At 72.3% G+C, this 15,474-nt stretch carries 15 protein-coding genes; 4 read left to right on the forward strand and 11 right to left on the reverse strand.

Annotated features, from left to right (window positions below; all coding sequences use genetic code 11):
• Positions 1-152 precede the first annotated feature (152 nt).
• From ACGFYN_RS36695 to lipB, 4 genes are all read right to left on the reverse strand, one after another.
• Positions 153-854 carry a DUF4191 domain-containing protein gene (locus tag ACGFYN_RS36695; RefSeq protein ID WP_393870287.1) on the reverse strand — a complete coding sequence of 234 codons (702 nt, stop codon included), beginning with the start codon at positions 852-854 and terminating at the stop codon, positions 153-155.
• Between the two features lie 60 nt (positions 855-914).
• Entirely contained in the window at positions 915-1,115 is a 201-nt protein-coding gene (locus ACGFYN_RS36700) for a hypothetical protein (RefSeq protein WP_393870288.1), read from the reverse strand.
• A 279-nt stretch (positions 1,116-1,394) separates the two neighbouring features.
• Positions 1,395-2,360 (reverse strand): lipoyl synthase, encoded by a 966-nt coding sequence (lipA, locus tag ACGFYN_RS36705; protein WP_393870289.1) that lies wholly within the window; start codon positions 2,358-2,360, stop codon positions 1,395-1,397.
• A 74-nt stretch (positions 2,361-2,434) separates the two neighbouring features.
• Positions 2,435-3,235 (reverse strand): lipoyl(octanoyl) transferase LipB, encoded by an 801-nt coding sequence (gene lipB, locus ACGFYN_RS36710; RefSeq protein ID WP_393870290.1) that lies wholly within the window; start codon positions 3,233-3,235, stop codon positions 2,435-2,437.
• A 255-nt stretch (positions 3,236-3,490) separates the two neighbouring features.
• Here lipB and ACGFYN_RS36715 point away from each other — a divergent pair, with 255 nt between their 5' ends.
• Positions 3,491-4,963: a regulator gene (locus ACGFYN_RS36715; protein WP_393870291.1), complete on the forward strand. Its 1,473-nt coding sequence runs from the start codon at positions 3,491-3,493 to the stop codon at positions 4,961-4,963.
• A gap of 4 nt (positions 4,964-4,967) precedes the next feature.
• Here ACGFYN_RS36715 and ACGFYN_RS36720 read toward each other — a convergent pair whose 3' ends face one another.
• Positions 4,968-6,314 (reverse strand): NAD(P)/FAD-dependent oxidoreductase, encoded by a 1,347-nt coding sequence (locus ACGFYN_RS36720; RefSeq protein WP_393870292.1) that lies wholly within the window; start codon positions 6,312-6,314, stop codon positions 4,968-4,970.
• A gap of 185 nt (positions 6,315-6,499) precedes the next feature.
• Entirely contained in the window at positions 6,500-7,393 is an 894-nt protein-coding gene (locus tag ACGFYN_RS36725; protein WP_393870293.1) for a TIGR01777 family oxidoreductase, read from the reverse strand.
• 43 nt (positions 7,394-7,436) lie between these two features.
• On the opposite strand from ACGFYN_RS36725, the gene ACGFYN_RS36730 reads away from it, so the two are divergent.
• Complete coding sequence (locus ACGFYN_RS36730) at positions 7,437-7,925, forward strand: GNAT family N-acetyltransferase (RefSeq protein WP_393870294.1); 489 nt, start codon at positions 7,437-7,439, stop codon at positions 7,923-7,925.
• 15 nt (positions 7,926-7,940) lie between these two features.
• On the opposite strand, the gene ACGFYN_RS36735 is transcribed toward ACGFYN_RS36730, so the two are convergent.
• Complete coding sequence (locus tag ACGFYN_RS36735) at positions 7,941-9,125, reverse strand: MarP family serine protease (protein ID WP_393870295.1); 1,185 nt, start codon at positions 9,123-9,125, stop codon at positions 7,941-7,943.
• 265 nt (positions 9,126-9,390) lie between these two features.
• Between ACGFYN_RS36735 and ACGFYN_RS36740 the strand changes: the two genes are divergently transcribed.
• Together ACGFYN_RS36740 and ACGFYN_RS36745 are read left to right on the forward strand one after the other, a co-directional pair.
• Positions 9,391-10,131, forward strand: coding sequence for a peptidoglycan recognition protein (locus tag ACGFYN_RS36740; protein ID WP_393870296.1), 741 nt, complete (start codon positions 9,391-9,393; stop codon positions 10,129-10,131).
• 168 nt (positions 10,132-10,299) lie between these two features.
• Complete coding sequence (locus ACGFYN_RS36745; RefSeq protein WP_393870297.1) at positions 10,300-10,515, forward strand: hypothetical protein; 216 nt, start codon at positions 10,300-10,302, stop codon at positions 10,513-10,515.
• On the opposite strand, the gene ACGFYN_RS36750 is transcribed toward ACGFYN_RS36745, so the two are convergent.
• The 4 genes from ACGFYN_RS36750 to aceE all read right to left on the reverse strand — a co-directional run bounded on the left by ACGFYN_RS36750 (position 10,470) and on the right by aceE (position 15,410).
• Positions 10,470-11,057, reverse strand: coding sequence for a carboxymuconolactone decarboxylase family protein (locus ACGFYN_RS36750; RefSeq protein ID WP_393870298.1), 588 nt, complete (start codon positions 11,055-11,057; stop codon positions 10,470-10,472). The genes ACGFYN_RS36745 and ACGFYN_RS36750 overlap by 46 nt on opposite strands.
• 29 nt (positions 11,058-11,086) lie before the next feature.
• Entirely contained in the window at positions 11,087-11,605 is a 519-nt protein-coding gene (locus ACGFYN_RS36755; RefSeq protein WP_393870331.1) for a DUF4240 domain-containing protein, read from the reverse strand.
• A gap of 56 nt (positions 11,606-11,661) precedes the next feature.
• The gene (locus ACGFYN_RS36760) at positions 11,662-12,636 is read right to left on the reverse strand and encodes a helix-turn-helix transcriptional regulator (RefSeq protein ID WP_393870299.1); all 975 of its coding nucleotides are present in this window, start codon (positions 12,634-12,636) and stop codon (positions 11,662-11,664) included.
• 71 nt (positions 12,637-12,707) lie between these two features.
• A complete protein-coding gene (aceE, locus tag ACGFYN_RS36765; protein WP_393870300.1) occupies positions 12,708-15,410 on the reverse strand; it encodes a pyruvate dehydrogenase (acetyl-transferring), homodimeric type in 2,703 nt (900 codons plus the stop codon).
• Between the last annotated feature and the right edge of the window lie 64 nt (positions 15,411-15,474).

Raw genomic sequence — 15,474 nt, forward strand, 5'->3', positions numbered from 1 at the left:
TGTTTCAAGAGTTCCTCCCCGAGGGTGGGCTCGGGGGGCACGAGTGCGTCTAGGTGCCGCCCGTCGGCGCGGGCTTGGGGCTGGTGGTCCAGCCGGGGGGGGGGGGGCCCCCCCGCCCCCCCCCGCCCCCCCCCCTCTGCCGTAGAAGGAAATCAGCGGGCCTTGCCGCCGCCCTTGGGCAGCTTCATGCCCTTCGGCATCGGCCCCTTCGGCAGCGGCATGTTGCTCATCAGGTCGCCCATGGCGCGCAGCCGGTCGTTGGTCGCGGTCACCTGCGGGCCGGTGAGCACGCGCGGCAGCTTCAGCATGGTGGTGCGCACCTTCTTCAGCTCCACCTGGCCCTCGCCGCCGCCCACGATGATGTCGTGCACCGGGACGTCCACGACGATGCGGTTCATCTTCTTCTTCTCGGCGGCCAGCAGGCTCTTCACCCGGTTCGGGTTGCCCTCGGCGACCAGGACGATGCCGGCCTTGCCGACGGCCCGGTGCACCACGTCCTGGCTGCGGTTCATGGCGACCGCGGGCGTCGTCGTCCAGCCCCGGCCGATGTTGTCCAGCACCGCGGCGGCCGCGCCCGGCTGGCCCTCCATCTGCCCGAAGGCCGCCCGCTCGGCCCGGCGCCCGAAGATGATCGCCGACGCGAGGAAGGCGAGCAGCAGGCCCAGGATGCCGAGATAGATGGGGTGACCGATCAAGAAACCGATCGCGAGGAAGACACCGAAGGTGACGATGCCGATCGCCGCGAGTACAAGACCGATCTTCTTGTCGACCTTGCGCGTCATCTTGTAGGTCAGAGCGATCTGCTTCAGTCGCCCGGGGTTTGCAGCGTCCGCTGCAGGTTCCTTCCTCGCCATGGCACGAAGTCTACGTGGCCCGGGGAGCGCCGTACGACGGCAGTATCCGCAAGACGGGATTCAGGGGCGGCGAAGGACGCTCTGGTCCAGGACGCGCTGGGTCTCGACGCGGTCCTTGGCGCGGCGGCGGTCCTCCAGGACGGAGGTCCAGGCGTTGCGACGGGCGGTGCGCTGGCCCCCGCTCATCAGCAGCGACTCGACTGCACGCAGTGCAGTGGTGAACGACGGGATTGCGGTGGCGCGAACCGGCGCGGCCTGCATGGTGGAGGTCCCCCCTCGGGTACGGGCTCGGCGTGGGTGTACGTGGCGTGAGTCCAGCGTCACTGATTGGTGTTACCAGGGCGTGACCGACCGGTCAAACGCGAATGAAGCCTTGATGCGCGGCCGCCGAACCCTGACGCGGCCCTGACGTACGCCCTCATCAGGGCGGACGGTCAGGGCCGCGTCAAATCAGTCACTACTCGGCGGTAGCTTCTTGTGCGCGACTTCACACGCTTGCCTCGCGCCGGGGTGGCAAGGCGGGTGACGGTGCGTCAGGACTCAGACGGCCTGCGAGGCGACGTAGCTGCCCCGCTTCTCGATGGCCATCTGGTAGAGGCGGCCCGCGCGGTACGAGGAACGCACCAGCGGTCCGGACATCACGCCGGAGAAGCCGATCTGCTCGGCCTCCTCCTTCAGCTCCACGAACTCGTGCGGCTTGACCCAGCGCTCCACCGGGTGGTGGCGCACCGACGGGCGCAGGTACTGCGTGATGGTGACCAGCTCGCAGCCGGCCTCGTGCAGCTGCCGCAGCGCGTCGCTGACCTCCTCGCGGGTCTCGCCCATGCCGAGGATGAGGTTCGACTTCGTGACCAGGCCGACGTCGCGGGCCTCGGTGATGACCTTCAGCGAGCGGTCGTAGCGGAAGCCGGGGCGGATGCGCTTGAAGATCCGGGGCACCGTCTCGACGTTGTGCGCGAAGACCTCGGGGCGGGATGAGAAGACCTCGGCCAGCTGCTCGGGGACCGCGTTGAAGTCGGGGGCGAGGAGCTCGACCTTGGTGTGACCGCCCTCGCGGCCGGCCGTCTGCGCGTGGATCTGGCGCACGGTCTCGGCGTACAGCCAGGCGCCGCCGTCCTCCAGGTCGTCGCGGGCGACGCCGGTGATGGTGGCGTAGTTCAGGTCCATGGTGACCACGGACTCGCCGACGCGGCGCGGCTCGTCGCGGTCGAGCGCCTCGGGCCTGCCCGTGTCGATCTGGCAGAAGTCGCAGCGCCGGGTGCACTGGTCGCCGCCGATGAGGAAGGTCGCCTCGCGGTCCTCCCAGCACTCGTAGATGTTGGGGCAGCCGGCTTCCTGGCAGACGGTGTGCAGCCCCTCGCTCTTCACGAGGTTCTGCATCTTCGTGTACTCGGGACCCATTTTCGCCCGGGTCTTGATCCACTCGGGCTTGCGCTCGATGGGGGTCTGAGCGTTGCGGACCTCCAGGCGCAGCATCTTGCGTCCGTCGGGTGCGACTGCGGACACGACCGGCTCCCTAGCGATTGATTCTTCGGCGTGCTCAAGGGTACGCCCGTTGATTTGAATGCCCGGCGTGGTGTTCAGGCTGCCGGTGTCTTCTCGATCACCCTCGGCTGAAGGTCCGCGTTCTCCAGTACGTCCGTCAAGTGCCGCTCCACGACCGGCAGCACCTCGGCGATGGTCACGTCCCGGCCGAGCTCGTTCGCCAGCGAGGCCACTCCGGCGTCCCGGATGCCGCACGGGATGATCTTGTCGAACCACTTGTTGTCCGGGTTCACGTTCAGCGCGAAGCCGTGCATGGTCACGCCCTTGGCCACGCGGATGCCGATCGCCGCGATCTTGCGGTCCTCGCGGCGCTGGCCGGCGTTGGAAGGGGCGTACTCGGGGCCGTTCAGGCGCGGGTCGAACTCCTCGTCGGTGAGCCGGGGGTCGAAGTCGAGGGAGAGCCCGCCGAGCGCCGGGCGCTGCTCGACCGGGTCGCCGAGCACCCACACCCCGCTGCGGCCCTCGACGCGCGTGGTCTCCAGGCCGAACTCCGCGCAGGTGCGGATCAGCGCGTCCTCCAGGCGCCGTACATGGGCGACGACGTCCACCGGGCGCGGGAGCTTCTGGATGGGATAGCCCACCAGCTGGCCCGGGCCGTGCCAGGTGATCTTGCCGCCGCGGTCCACGTCGATGACCGGGGTGCCGTCCAGGGGCCGCTCGTTGTCCGCCGTGCGCCGGCCTGCCGTGTAGACCGGCGGGTGCTCCAGGAGCAGCACGGTGTCGGGGATCTCGTCGGTGAAGCGTGCCGCGTGCACCCGGCGTTGCTCGTCCCACGCCACCTGGTACTCGACCGCCTCGGCACCGAATCCCATGCGGACGAACCGCAGCTCACTCACGGCAAGCGCCTCCCTAGAAGGTGGTAAGGCACGAAACGTGCCTACGCCACTGTACGACCGTCGGCTTCGCGTCAGCCCTGCGGGCAATCCTCACACGATCGGATGAACGAGCGTCGAAGTGTGCGATCGGCCGCTCACTCTCCGCTACATTCGCGCCGTTCGCAGAGGTCCATAAGGGCAGCTCACAGGCAATCCGGGCACAACAGGGCCGATGGCGGTCCCAGAAGGCCCGAAAGGCAGGAGACCGCACCGCAGATGACGGAACGACCCGCGCAGCGCACTCCCAACCGCCAGCTCGCCGCGCTCATCGCAGAAGCCGGGTTCTCCAACGCGGGTCTCGCCCGTCGGGTCGACCAGCTCGGTCTCGAACACGGACTTGATCTGCGCTACGACAAGACGTCGGTCACCCGCTGGCTCCGCGGCCAGCAGCCCCGAGGCACCACGCCCGCCCTGATCGCCGAGGTCTTCACCCGGCGCCTCGGTCGCAGACTCACCGCCCAGGACCTCGGGCTCGACGCCTGCGCCCCCGTCTACGCGGGACTGGAGTTCGCCGCCGGCCCCGAGGAGGCCGTCGACATCGTCGGCGGCCTGTGGCGCAAGGACTCCGGCTCGCACGCCGAGCTCCGCAAGATCGCGTTCACCCCGGCGGGGCTGGTGGTGCCCAGCCGCGACTGGCTGATCGGGCGCGCCGACGACCGGGTGGCCCGCGGCGAGCAGCCCTCCCCCCCTCTCGGCTTCGCTCGAGCGGGAGGGACCCCCACCGTCCCCGCCCAGGGCCGCGCGGTGGTGCCCCGCCAGCGCGGCCAGGCCGAACGCGGCCCCGGCCAGAAGGTCACCTCCGGCGACATCGCGGCACTCCGCTCGGTCGGCGAGCTCTTCCGCACCCTGGACAACATGTACGGCGGCGGCCACGCCCGCCAGGCCCTCGTGCGCTACCTGGAGCACGAGTGCGAGCCGATGCTGCGCGGCACCTACGGCGAGCAGACCGGACGCCGGCTGTTCGGCGCCGCCGCCGACCTGACCAGGCTGGCCGGCTGGACCTCGTACGACATCGCGGCGCACGGGCTCGCCCAGCGCTACTTCGTGCAGGCGCTGCGCCTCGCGCAGGCGGCGGGCGACCGGGCGTACGGCTCGTACGTGCTGGTCACCATGAGCCGCCAGGCCGTCTATCTCGGCCACGGCCGGGAGGCGGTGCAGCTCGCGCGGGTCGCCCAGCAGGGCGTCGCGACCAACGCCCCGCCCGTCGTGCAGGCCCTGCTGCACTGCGCCGAGGCGCGCGGGCACGGCGTGCTGGGCGAGGTGCGCAACTGCACCGCCTCGCTCGTGCGGGCCGAGCGGGCGCTGGAAGCGGTCCGGACCGGCGACGAAGTGCCGTTCTGGGCGCGGTTCTTCGACGAGGCGCAGCTCGCGGACGAATTCGGCCACTGCCACCGGGACCTGCAGCAGTTCCGGGCGGCGGCGCAGCACGCGGAGCGGTCTCTGCAGCTGCGCGCGCCGGCGTTCGCCCGGAGCCGGCTCTTCTGCCGCGTCGTCCTCGCCTCCGCGCGGCTCGGGCTCGGTGAGCTCGATCAGGCCTGTGCGCTCGGCGCGGAGGCCGCCGCTGCCGCCGTGGAGATGCGGTCGGTGCGGGCCGTGGAGTATGTGCGGGACTTCGAGCGGCGGCTGGAGCCGTACAAGGACGCGGCGCCCGTGCGCGGCTATCGCGATCGGGTCGCGGCCTTCGGCTGACCGCTCAGGCCGCCTCCTTCACCGCGCTGCGCGGCGGGTCCGCCCGGTGCATGGAGCCCGCCCCCAGGTCCGTGAGGATCGCCGACGCCGCGCGGTGGGCGGAGTGGAGGGCACCCTGGACCGTGCTGGTGTCGCGGTGGTCGCCGCAGACGTAGAGGCCGGCCAGGAGGCGGACCGGGCGGCGCAGGTCGTGGGGCGGGCGCATCGCGGGGACGGCCTCCGGGGTGTGGTGGACGGCGAGGGTCTCCCAGCGCGCGGTCGAGGTGCCGTAGAGGCGTGAGAGATGCATGCGTACGGCGGTGTCGAGTTCCGGCGGGGGCGGGCCGAGGACCGTGGAGGAGATGAGCGTGCGGCCCGCGGGCGCGCGGCTGGGGTCGACCGCGCTCACCACGGACGTGTGCGCGACCGGGCCGCCGCGGTCCGCGTCGAGCAGCAGGGCCGCACCGGTCCGCGGCGGCTCGTCCGTCGTGTGGTGCAGCACCGTCAGCGGGTGGAAGTCCGGTACGCGCAGGCCGGGGAGCAGCTCGGCGGCGGCGCGCGCGTCCGTCGCCAGCAGCACGGCGCGGCAGCGGATCTCGCCGAGCTCGGCGGTGGTCACCGCGCTCGTGGAGACGGAGGTGACGCGGACGCCGGTGTGCACGGTGCCCGGCGGCAGCGCCCGGGCCAGCAGCTCCGGCAGCATCTCCGCACCGCCCTCCGGCAGGCACAGCCGACCGCAGGTGAAGGCGCGCAGCGCGAGGTCGGCGCACCGGCTGGAGGTCGCCAGCTCCGGGTCGCACAACAGGGCGGCGAGCAGCGGGCGCAGGAAGCCTTCGACCGTGCGCGCGGGCAGACCGCGGGCCGCGAGGGCCTGTGCCGCGGGCAGCTCCGGCCGGGACAGCAGCCGCTCGACGGGCGTGGCCGCGAGCCGGGCGAGCGCGGTGCCGAGCCGGGCCTGGTCGACGGCACTGCCGAGCGGGGCACCGGCCCGGGGGGCGCTCATGGCGGGGGCGCTCGCCAGGGCGCGTACCGCGTGGAGTGCGCCCCTTGCGCCCCCCGTGGCCGCCGGAGCGACCGCACGGCAGTGACGTCCGTCGCTGTGCAGGAGCACGCCCGGCGCGAACCGGCGCAGTACCAGCGCGTCGAGCCCGGGTGTCAGGCGTAGTTCCGGATACGCCGTGGACAGCAGCTGCCCGATCCGGTCGAGCCGGAACCCGTCGACCTTCTCCGTCGACATCCGGCCCCCGGCCCAGGGGGCGGCCTCCAGGACCGCCGTCGACACTCCTGCGCTGGTCAGCCGATGTGCCGCCGAGAGTCCGGCGACCCCGGCTCCTACGATCACGACGTCTGCCTGGTACGCGGGCTCAAGCACGTGCCCCTCCTCGAGGTTGCGCGGCCGGTGGAGACGTCATGCCCCCAACAGGCTCCAGGGATACCCGAGTTCGGGTCGAGGTTAGGGCTGTGATCGGTCAAGGGCAGTCGCGCATGGACAGGGCACGGTCGCACAGCGGTCGCATACGGTCGTGAGGGTTCGCCGCGCCGCCGCCGCAGGCGTCGCTACGCCGCCCGCAGCGCCCCCTCGATGTCCGGGAACGCGAACGTGAAGCCGGACTCCAGCAGCCGCTTCGGCAGCACCCGCGCGCTGCCCAGGACATCCCCGGCCAGCTCGCCCAGCGCGGCCCGCAGCACCGGTGCGGGCACCGCGAACAGCGTGGGCCGGTGCAGCACGCGCCCCATGGCCGCGGTGACCTCGCGGTTCGTCAGCGGGTCCGGGGCGGTGAGGTTGAACGGCCCCGACAGCCCGTCGGTGTCGATGAGATGGCGGATCGCGGCGACCTCGTCGTGCAGCGCGATGTACGACCAGTACTGGCGCCCGTCGCCCATGCGTCCCCCGAGCCCCGCCTCGAACAGCGGGAACAGCCTGCCCCAGGCCCCGCCCCCGCGGGCCACCACCAGCCCCGTCCGCGGGAACACGGTCCGTACGCCCGCCTCCCGCGCGGGCGCCGCCGCCGCCTCCCACTCCACGCACAGCTCCGGCAGGAAGCCCTCTCCGGGCGGCGCGCTCTCGTCGACCGCGCGCCCGCCGGTCTCCCCGTAGTAGCCCATCGCGCTGCCGCTCACGAACACCCGCGGCTTCTCCTCCAGCCCGGCGATCGCCTCGGCCAGCGCCGTGGTGCCGAACACCCGGCTGCCGCGGATGCGCGCCTTGTAGGCGTCTGTCCAGCGGTGGTCGCCCACGCCGGCGCCCGCGAGGTTGACCACGGCGTCGCACCCGGCGAGCCCGGCCGCGTCCACACTTCCGCCCTCCGGGTCCCAGCGGACCTCGTCCCGAGCCCGCGGCGGCCGGCGCACCAGCCGCACCACCTCGTGCCCGTCGGCGGTCAGGGACCGCACCAGAGCAGCACCGATGAGACCGGACGCACCTGCCACCGCGATTCGGGAACGTTCCATGGACCCATTCTGCTCGGCGCACCGGCCTCATAAGGTGACTGTCATGCCCGTTCCGTACATACGCCACGCCACCCTCGACGACGAGGAGACGCTGGGCCGCCTCGACCGTGACACCTGGTCCTCGCTGCACTCCGTGCAGCCGCGCCCCCAGCCCCCGTACGAGCCCTTCTACAACGAGCGGTTCGGGCCGCGGGACCATCTGGTCGCGGAGATCGACGGCGAGGTCGTCGGCTACATCCGCCTCGGCTCGCCCACTCCGCTCGTCTGCAACTCCCACGTCCGCCAGATCCAGGGACTGGTCGTCGCCGAGGAGGCCCGGGGCGCCGGCGCCGGGCGGGCGCTGCTGCGGGCGGTGCGCGAGGAGGCCCGCCGCCACGGCGCGCGCCGGCTCACCCTGCGCGTCCTCGGCCACAACACCCCGGCCCGCAAGCTCTACGAGACCGAGGGCTTCGCCGTGGAGGGCGTCCTGCCGGGCGAGTTCCTGCTGGAGGGCGCGTACGTGGACGACGTCCTCATGGGGTGCAGCCTCTGACGCGGGCGGATCGCGCTACGACGTGACCAGGTCGCCCGTGTCCACCGCCGCCGTCGAGGCCGCCGCGCGCCGGGCGTCGGAGGAGACCTCGTCCGCCGTCAGCACGTAGCCCGTCTCGTCGTCGGTGGTCGAGCGGGCGAACACCACGCCGTAGACCCGGCCGCCGGTCGTCAGCAGCGGGCCGCCGGAGTTGCCGGGCCGGACCGTCGAGCGGATCGAGTAGATCTCGCGCGTCACCGTGGCGTCGCTGTAGATGTTCTGGCCGGTCGCCTGCACCCGGCCCGCGACGGTCGCCGCCTGCAGGTTCAGGTCGCCGTCCTGCGGATAGCCGGCCACCACCGCCGTGTCCCCGCGCGCCGCGCCGTGGTCGAAGTGCAGCACGGGGGCGCGCAGCCCGGGCACGTACAGCACCGCCACGTCACGGTCGGGGTCGAAGAGCACCACCCGCGCGTCGTACGACCGCCCGACCCCGCCGATGCGCACGTTCGGGTCGTCGATGCCGGCCACCACGTGCGCGTTGGTCATCACGTGGTCGCGCGCGTACACGAACCCGCTGCCCTCGCGGCCCTGGTCGCCGGAGACGCCCTCGATCTTCACCGTGCTCAGCTTGGCGGCGTTCGTGGCGCTCGCCGTGACGCTGTCGCCGGTGGGCTTGGCGACCCGGGCCGTCGACTCGTTCTCGAAGGGATTGAAGACCTGCGGGAAGCCCGCCTGGGTGAGCGCCGAGGTGGCCCGCGAGAACCAGGCGGGGGTGGTGTCCGGCATCGCGTCCTGGACCGCGCCGAGCACCGCCGAGTCCCGGATCGCGCTCGTGACCAGCGGTGAGGAGGACGCGCCCAGGACGCTCGCGGCGACCCACGCCACGATCAGCACCGCCACCGAGTTGGCCGCGGCGCCGCCGACCCCGTCGGCCACCCGCAGCGGGCCCCGGTCCAGTTCCCGGCGCAGCCGCAGCGCCAGCCGCCCGGCCAGCTCGTGCCCCACCGCGGCCGGGACCAGCACCGTCAGCACCGCGGTCACGGTCGCCCGGGTGGTGCCCGGGGTCACCAGGTCCATCACCCACGGCAGGATCCACACGCCGAGGACCGCACCGCCCACGAACCCGGCGAGCGAGACGCAGCCGGCCACCAGCCCGCGCCGGTAGCCGGACGCCGCGTAGGCCACAACCACCAGCAGCAGCAGGATGTCGAGCAGGTCCACGGAGCCGCCTTCCTCTCAGACCCCTTGTTACGCGTTATTACGGGCGGGACGGGCCCAGTGATCAGTTACGCGCACGCGGAGCCGGGAACCGGCCGCAGGCGTGCGTGCATCGGGAGAAACGCCTCGGACCAGGACGATGGTTCCACCGGGTGGCACAGCACACATCGCGGACGGGGCGGATCGGACCGAAAGTGAAGTCATGCGTGTCCGAAGACCGCGCGGATCAGGGCGGGCGCACACAGCGCATATACCCCGCCCCGCGCTCATGCTGCTCTCCTGGCTGCCCGGACTGGCCGCCGTCCTCGGACTGATCCTGTGCGCCGACGGCGTCGGACACCGGAGCCCGGGTGGCGGCCCGCCCGTCGAGGCACGCGCCCTCACCCGGCACGCCGCGCCCAAGCCGCACATCGTGCCCCGGTCGGCCTGGCTGGACCCGCTCTCCCGGCACGCCCAACCGCCCCCGCGCTACGACGACGAGGTCGTCGCGGTCTTCGTCCACCACACCGACTCGCCCAACGGCTACGACTGCGCCGACGTGCCCCGCATCATCCGCTACCTCTACGCCGGCCAGACCGGCGCCCGGAACTGGGACGACATCGGCTACAACTTCCTCGTCGACCGCTGCGGCACCATCTACGAGGGCCGTGCGGGCGGCGTCGACCGCGCCGTCACCGGCGCCCACACGCAGGGCTTCAACCACCGCACGGCCGGCATCGCCGCGATCGGCACCTTCACGGCGGGCGTCCCGGTGCCGAAGGCCATGACGAACGCGATCGCCGCCCTGGCCGCCTGGAAGCTGGGGCTCGCCGACGTCGACCCGCGCAGCGAGGCGCACCTGGTCTCCAGCAACAGCCTCAGCCGCTACCCCTCGGGCACCGCCGCCACCCTCCCGGCGCTCGCCGGCCACAAGGACGCCTACATGACGTCCTGCCCGGGCGAGGCGCTGAGCTCCCGCCTCCCGGGGATCAGACGGCAGGCGGCGCGGCTGCAGGGGCGGACCTCCTAGGGGGTGTCTGACAATTCCCGTCGTCCGCCCGGAGGGCGGGAATTGTCAGACACCCCCTGGGCTGTCGCGCAAGTCCCGGCTCACAGGCTTCTCGTAGCCGCCTCACCGAACGCGCCGAGACTGCCTCCCTATGGTCATGCACACGCACTGACCGGAGGTGGGGAAGACATGAACAGCAGTCGCAACGGCAGTACGGCCCGGGCCGCCCGCGGCCCCTGGGCGGCGCTCTGCGCGGCCGTGGCCGTCGTGCTCGGCCCGGCGGCCGTCACCGCGTCCGCGCTCGACCAGGCCAACGCGGCCCCGATGCACCACGCGGTGAAGGCGGACCGGACGCAGGCCTACATCCCCTCGGACTCCGTCCGCAGGCGGACAGCCGGGGCCTGACGCTCAGCCGGGCCGCCGCCGACCAGTCCCAGGAACTGCTCGCCCGACGGATCGACGTCCACAGCCAGCCCGTTCATGAGGCCCGCCAGCATGACGTAGTAGCCGGTCGTCGTCACGATCTCGATCACCTGCCGGTCACAGACCCGGGCACGCAGAGCCGCCAGCGTGCCCTCGGACAGGGTGTGCCGGGACACCTGCTCGAACGCCGCGGTCACCGCCGCCGACTCGGTGGCGTCCAACTCCCGCCCGTCGGTGCGCTGTTCGGCGATCGCCGCCAACTGCTGAGGCGTGGCACCCGCGTTGAGCGCGATCGGGCTGTGCTGGACGGACAGATACGTGCACTGCGTGCCGGACGCGACCGCCAGCACGACCAGTTCGCGCAGCCGGACCGGCAGCGTGGACTCGAGCAGCACGGCCAGGCCCAGGTCGATCGCCGGGCCCGTCATCGGCGGGGCGTGCGAGAGCATACGGAAGGCGTTGAGCTGCACGGGCAGCTTGCTGACGGCGTCGGCGACACGTTCCGGGTACGGAATGCGGGCCACTGATCCCCCTGACGTCGAAATGGCGGTCGTCAAGCCCTGAACCGGTCCCAGAGCTTGGGATAGCGCTGTTCCAGCACCCGCTCGTTCTCGAAGTCGAGGGGCGTGCCCTGAGGCTCGGAGGCCGCGGGCGGGATGCCTAGGTCGGGCGCGACGGTCCCGGTGAGCTGCTCGTAGGCCTCGTCCGCCGCGTAGCCCAGCTCCTCGCCGTCGCCGTCGATCTCCTCGTCGAAGTCGCCGAGGAGTTCGGCCAGTGTGTCGGGCTGGTGCACGGCGCCCTCGTACACCTCGCGTCCCTGGCCGATCAGCCAGCACCGGAAGAAGTCGAACGCGTCGTCGCTCGCGCCGTCGAGCAGGACCCATGCCGCGCCCCACAGGTCCCAGGTGTACGCGCGGTTGTAGCGGGCCTCGAAGTGACGGGCGAAGTCCAGGACCATGTCCGGGTCCAGCTGGAGCAGCCGGTCCACGAGCAGGTCGGCCTGCTCCTCGGGGTCGCCCTCGGCGCCCGCGCGGGTGGCGTCCACCAGCTCCCAGAACTCCGTCTCGTCCATCACGGGTCCAGCATCGGCCCTGGGCGGGTGGGGCGCACGTGGAGTGCAACGGATTGTTATGTCCCGTACAGGCGGGCCAGCCGTGCCGTGTCGTCGGCGAAACGCGTCCGCAGGCTCTCGGGGGCCAGCACCTCCACCTCGGGGCCGAGCCCGGCGAGCTGGCCGTGGGCGACCTGTTCGGACTCCACGGGGAGCGTCAGCGTCAGCCACCCGTCCTCGTCCGGAGCGCCCGCGACCGCGAGGGCGTCCCGGGCGGAGGCCGGATCGACGGCGTACGGCAGTCTTCGCGCCCCGGCCGGCGACAGACGTACGACGACTTCGGCGTGCAGGATCGACCGTGCGAACTGCTCGGCCCGCTCCTCCCAGAAGGCGGGCAGGTCGAACCCCTCGTCCCGCGCGAACCGTTCCCCGGCCGCCTCCACGGCCGTGAACCGGTCGATGCGGTACACCCGGTGCGACTCCCGCTCCGGCACCCGCGCGCACAGGTACCAGACCCCGGCCTTGAGCACGAGCCCGTACGGCTCCAGCTCGCGCTCCACCTCCGCCTCCCGGCTGCGGTAGCGCGCGGTGATCCGGCGGTCGTCCCACACCGCGTCCGCGACGGCGGGCAGCAGGCCGGGCGCCTTCGGCTCGGTGAACCAGTTCGGGGCGTCCAGGTGGAAGCGCTGCGCGGCGCTGCGGGAGGCGTCCCGCAGCGACGGGAGCAGCGCCGCCGACACCTTCAGCCGGGCCGCCGAGGCCGCGTCCTCCAGGCCCATCTCGCGCAGCGCCCCCGGCACCCCGCTCAAGAACAGCGCCTCCGCCTCGCTCCGCGCGAGCCCCGTCAGCCGCGTGCGGTACCCGCCGACCAGCCGGTACCCGCCGGCCCGCCCCCGGTCCGCGTACACCGGCACCCCCGCCTCGGACAGCGCCTGCGCGTCCCGCGTCACGGTCCGCTCGGACACCTCCAGCTCCCGCGCGAGTTCGGCGGCGGTCATGGAATGCCGTGCCTGCAGGAGCAGGACCATCTTGATGAGGCGGGCAGCGCGCATACGGTCATGATGCAACGAGGCCCCCGCCGCGGCGGGGGCCTCGTCACTCGGGTCCGTGCAGGCTCCGCCTGTTACAGCCCGTACTTCTCGCGCGCTTCCTTCACCGCCGTCGCCTTGACCTCGCCGCGCCGCGCCAGCTGGGCGAGCGCCGCGACGACGATCGACGGGGCGTCGACGCCGAAGTGGCGGCGGGCCGCGTCACGGGTGTCCGAGAGGCCGAACCCGTCGGCGCCGAGGGAGGAGTAGTCCTGCTCGACCCACTGGGCGATCTGGTCCGGGACCTGGCGCATGTAGTCGGAGACCGCGAGCACCGGGCCCTCGGCGCCGTTCAGCGCCTGGCGGACGAAGGGGACACGCTCCTCGCCGCGCAGGAGGGCCTCGTCGGCCTCCATCGCGTCGCGGCGCAGCTCGGTCCAGCTGGTCGCCGACCAGACGTCCGCGGCCACGCCCCACTCCTCGGCGAGCAGCCTCTGCGCCTCGAGGGTCCAGTGGATCGCCGTACCGGAGCCGAGCAGCTGGATGCGCGGGGCGTTGGCCGCCGGCGCGAGCCCCGCCTCCTCGGCCGTGTTGAAGCGGTACAGGCCCTTGACGATGCCCTGGTCGATACCCGCCGCGGACGGCTTCGCCGGCTGCGGCATCGGCTCGTTGTAGACGGTGAGGTAGTAGAAGACGTTCGGGTCCTCGCCCGGTGCCGCCTCGCCGTACATACGGCGCAGACCGTCCTTGACGATCGTCGCGATCTCGTACGCGAACGCCGGGTCGTACGTCAGCGCCGCCGGGTTGGTCGCGGCGATGACCGGCGAGTGACCGTCGGCGTGCTGCAGACCCTCACCGGTCAGCGTCGTCCGGCCGGCGGTGGCGCCCACCAGGAAGCCGCGGCCGAGCTGGTCGCCGAGCTGCCACATCTGGTCGGCCGTGCGCTGCCAGCCGAACATCGAGTAGAAGATGTAGAACGGGATCATCGCCTCGCCGTGCGTCGCGTACGCGCTGGACGCGGCGATGAAGTCGGCCATCGAACCGGCCTCGGTGATCCCCTCGTTGAGGATCTGGCCGTTCTTGGCCTCCTTGTAGTACATCAGCTGGTCGCGGTCGACCGGCTCGTACGTCTGGCCCTTGGGGGAGTAGATCCCGAGCGAGGGGAACAGCGACTCCATGCCGAAGGTGCGCGCCTCGTCCGGGACGATCGGCACCCAGCGCTTGCCCGTCTCCTTGTCGCGGACCAGGTCCTTGACCAGGCGGACGAAGGCCATCGTGGTCGCCACGTTCTGCGAGCCGGAGCCCTTGTCGAAGGCGGCGAAGGCCTTGTCCGCGGGGGCGGGCAGCGGGGCGAGCGCGTGCGAGCGGCGGGCCGGGGCCGGGCCGCCGAGGGCCGCGCGGCGCTCCTGGAGGTAGCGGACCTCGGGGGAGTCGGCGCCGGGGTGGCCGTAGGGAACCTGGCCGTCGGTGAACTGCGCGTCCGAGATGGGGAGTTCGAGCAGGTCGCGCATCGTCTTGAACTCGTCCACCGTCAGCTTCTTCATCTGGTGGTTGGCGTTCTTCGACGCGAAGCCCTCGCCGAGGGTGTGGCCCTTGACCGTCTGGGCCAGGATCACGGTCGGCGCGCCCTTGAACTCGACGGCGGCCTTGTAGGCGGCGTAGACCTTGCGCGCCTCGTGGCCACCGCGGGAGAGGTGGAAGCACTCGAGGATCTTGTCGTCGCTCAGCAGCTTCGCCATCTCGGCGAGCGCCGGGTCCTTGCCGAAGAAGTCCTCGCGGATGTAGGCGGCGTCGCGCGTCTGGTACGTCTGCACCTGGGCGTCGGGTACCTCGCGCAGGCGGCGTACGAGCGCGCCCGTGGTGTCCAGCTGGAACAGCTCGTCCCAGGCGGAGCCCCACAGGGACTTGACCACGTTCCAGCCGGCGCCGCGGAACTGGGCCTCCAGCTCCTGCACGATCTTGAAGTTGGCGCGCACCGGGCCGTCGAGGCGCTGCAGGTTGCAGTTGATGACGAAGGTCAGGTTGTCCAGGCCCTCGCGGGAGGCGAGTGCGAGGGCGGCCGTGGACTCCGGCTCGTCCATCTCGCCGTCACCGAGGAACGCCCAGACGTGGGACGAGGAGACGTCCTTGATGCCGCGCGCGGTCAGATAGCGGTTGAAGCGCGCCTGGTAGATCGCCGACAGCGGGCCGAGGCCCATCGACACCGTCGGGAACTCCCACAGCCAGGGCAGGCGCCGCGGGTGCGGGTACGACGGGAGGCCGCCGCCGCCCGCCTCCTGGCGGAACCTGTCGAGATGCGCCTCGGTGAGGCGGCCGTCGAGGAAGGCGCGGGCGTAGATACCGGGGGAGGCGTGGCCCTGGATGTACAGCTGGTCGCCGGAGCCGTCCCCCTCCTTGCCCTTGAAGAAGTGGTTGAAGCCCGTCTCGTAGAGCCAGGCCGCGGAGGCGAAGGTGGCGATGTGGCCGCCGACGCCGAGTTTGCTGCTCCGGGTCACCATCGCGGCCGCGTTCCAGCGGTTCCACGCGGTGATACGGCGCTCCATCTCCTCGTCACCGGGCACGCTCGGCTCGGTGGCGGTCGGGATGGTGTTGACGTAGTCGGTCTCCAGGAGCTTGGGCAGCGCGATGCCGTTGCCCTCCGCGCGCTCCAGCGTGCGGCGCATCAGGTATGCGGCACGGTGCGGGCCCGCCGCCTTGGCGACCGCGTCCAGCGAGGCCTGCCATTCGGCGGTCTCCTCGGGGTCCCGGTCGGGGAGCTGGTCGAGCTCGCTCGGCTGGATGGCGTTGGGGTCGGTCATGTCGCCGCCTTCCTCAGTCGAAGGGGGTTCCCTCATCGGTAAGGGTTCGGGGGTGCCCTTTGTC

The organism is Streptomyces sp. NPDC048419 (genome assembly GCF_043200415.1).
Classification (GTDB): domain Bacteria; phylum Actinomycetota; class Actinomycetes; order Streptomycetales; family Streptomycetaceae; genus Streptomyces.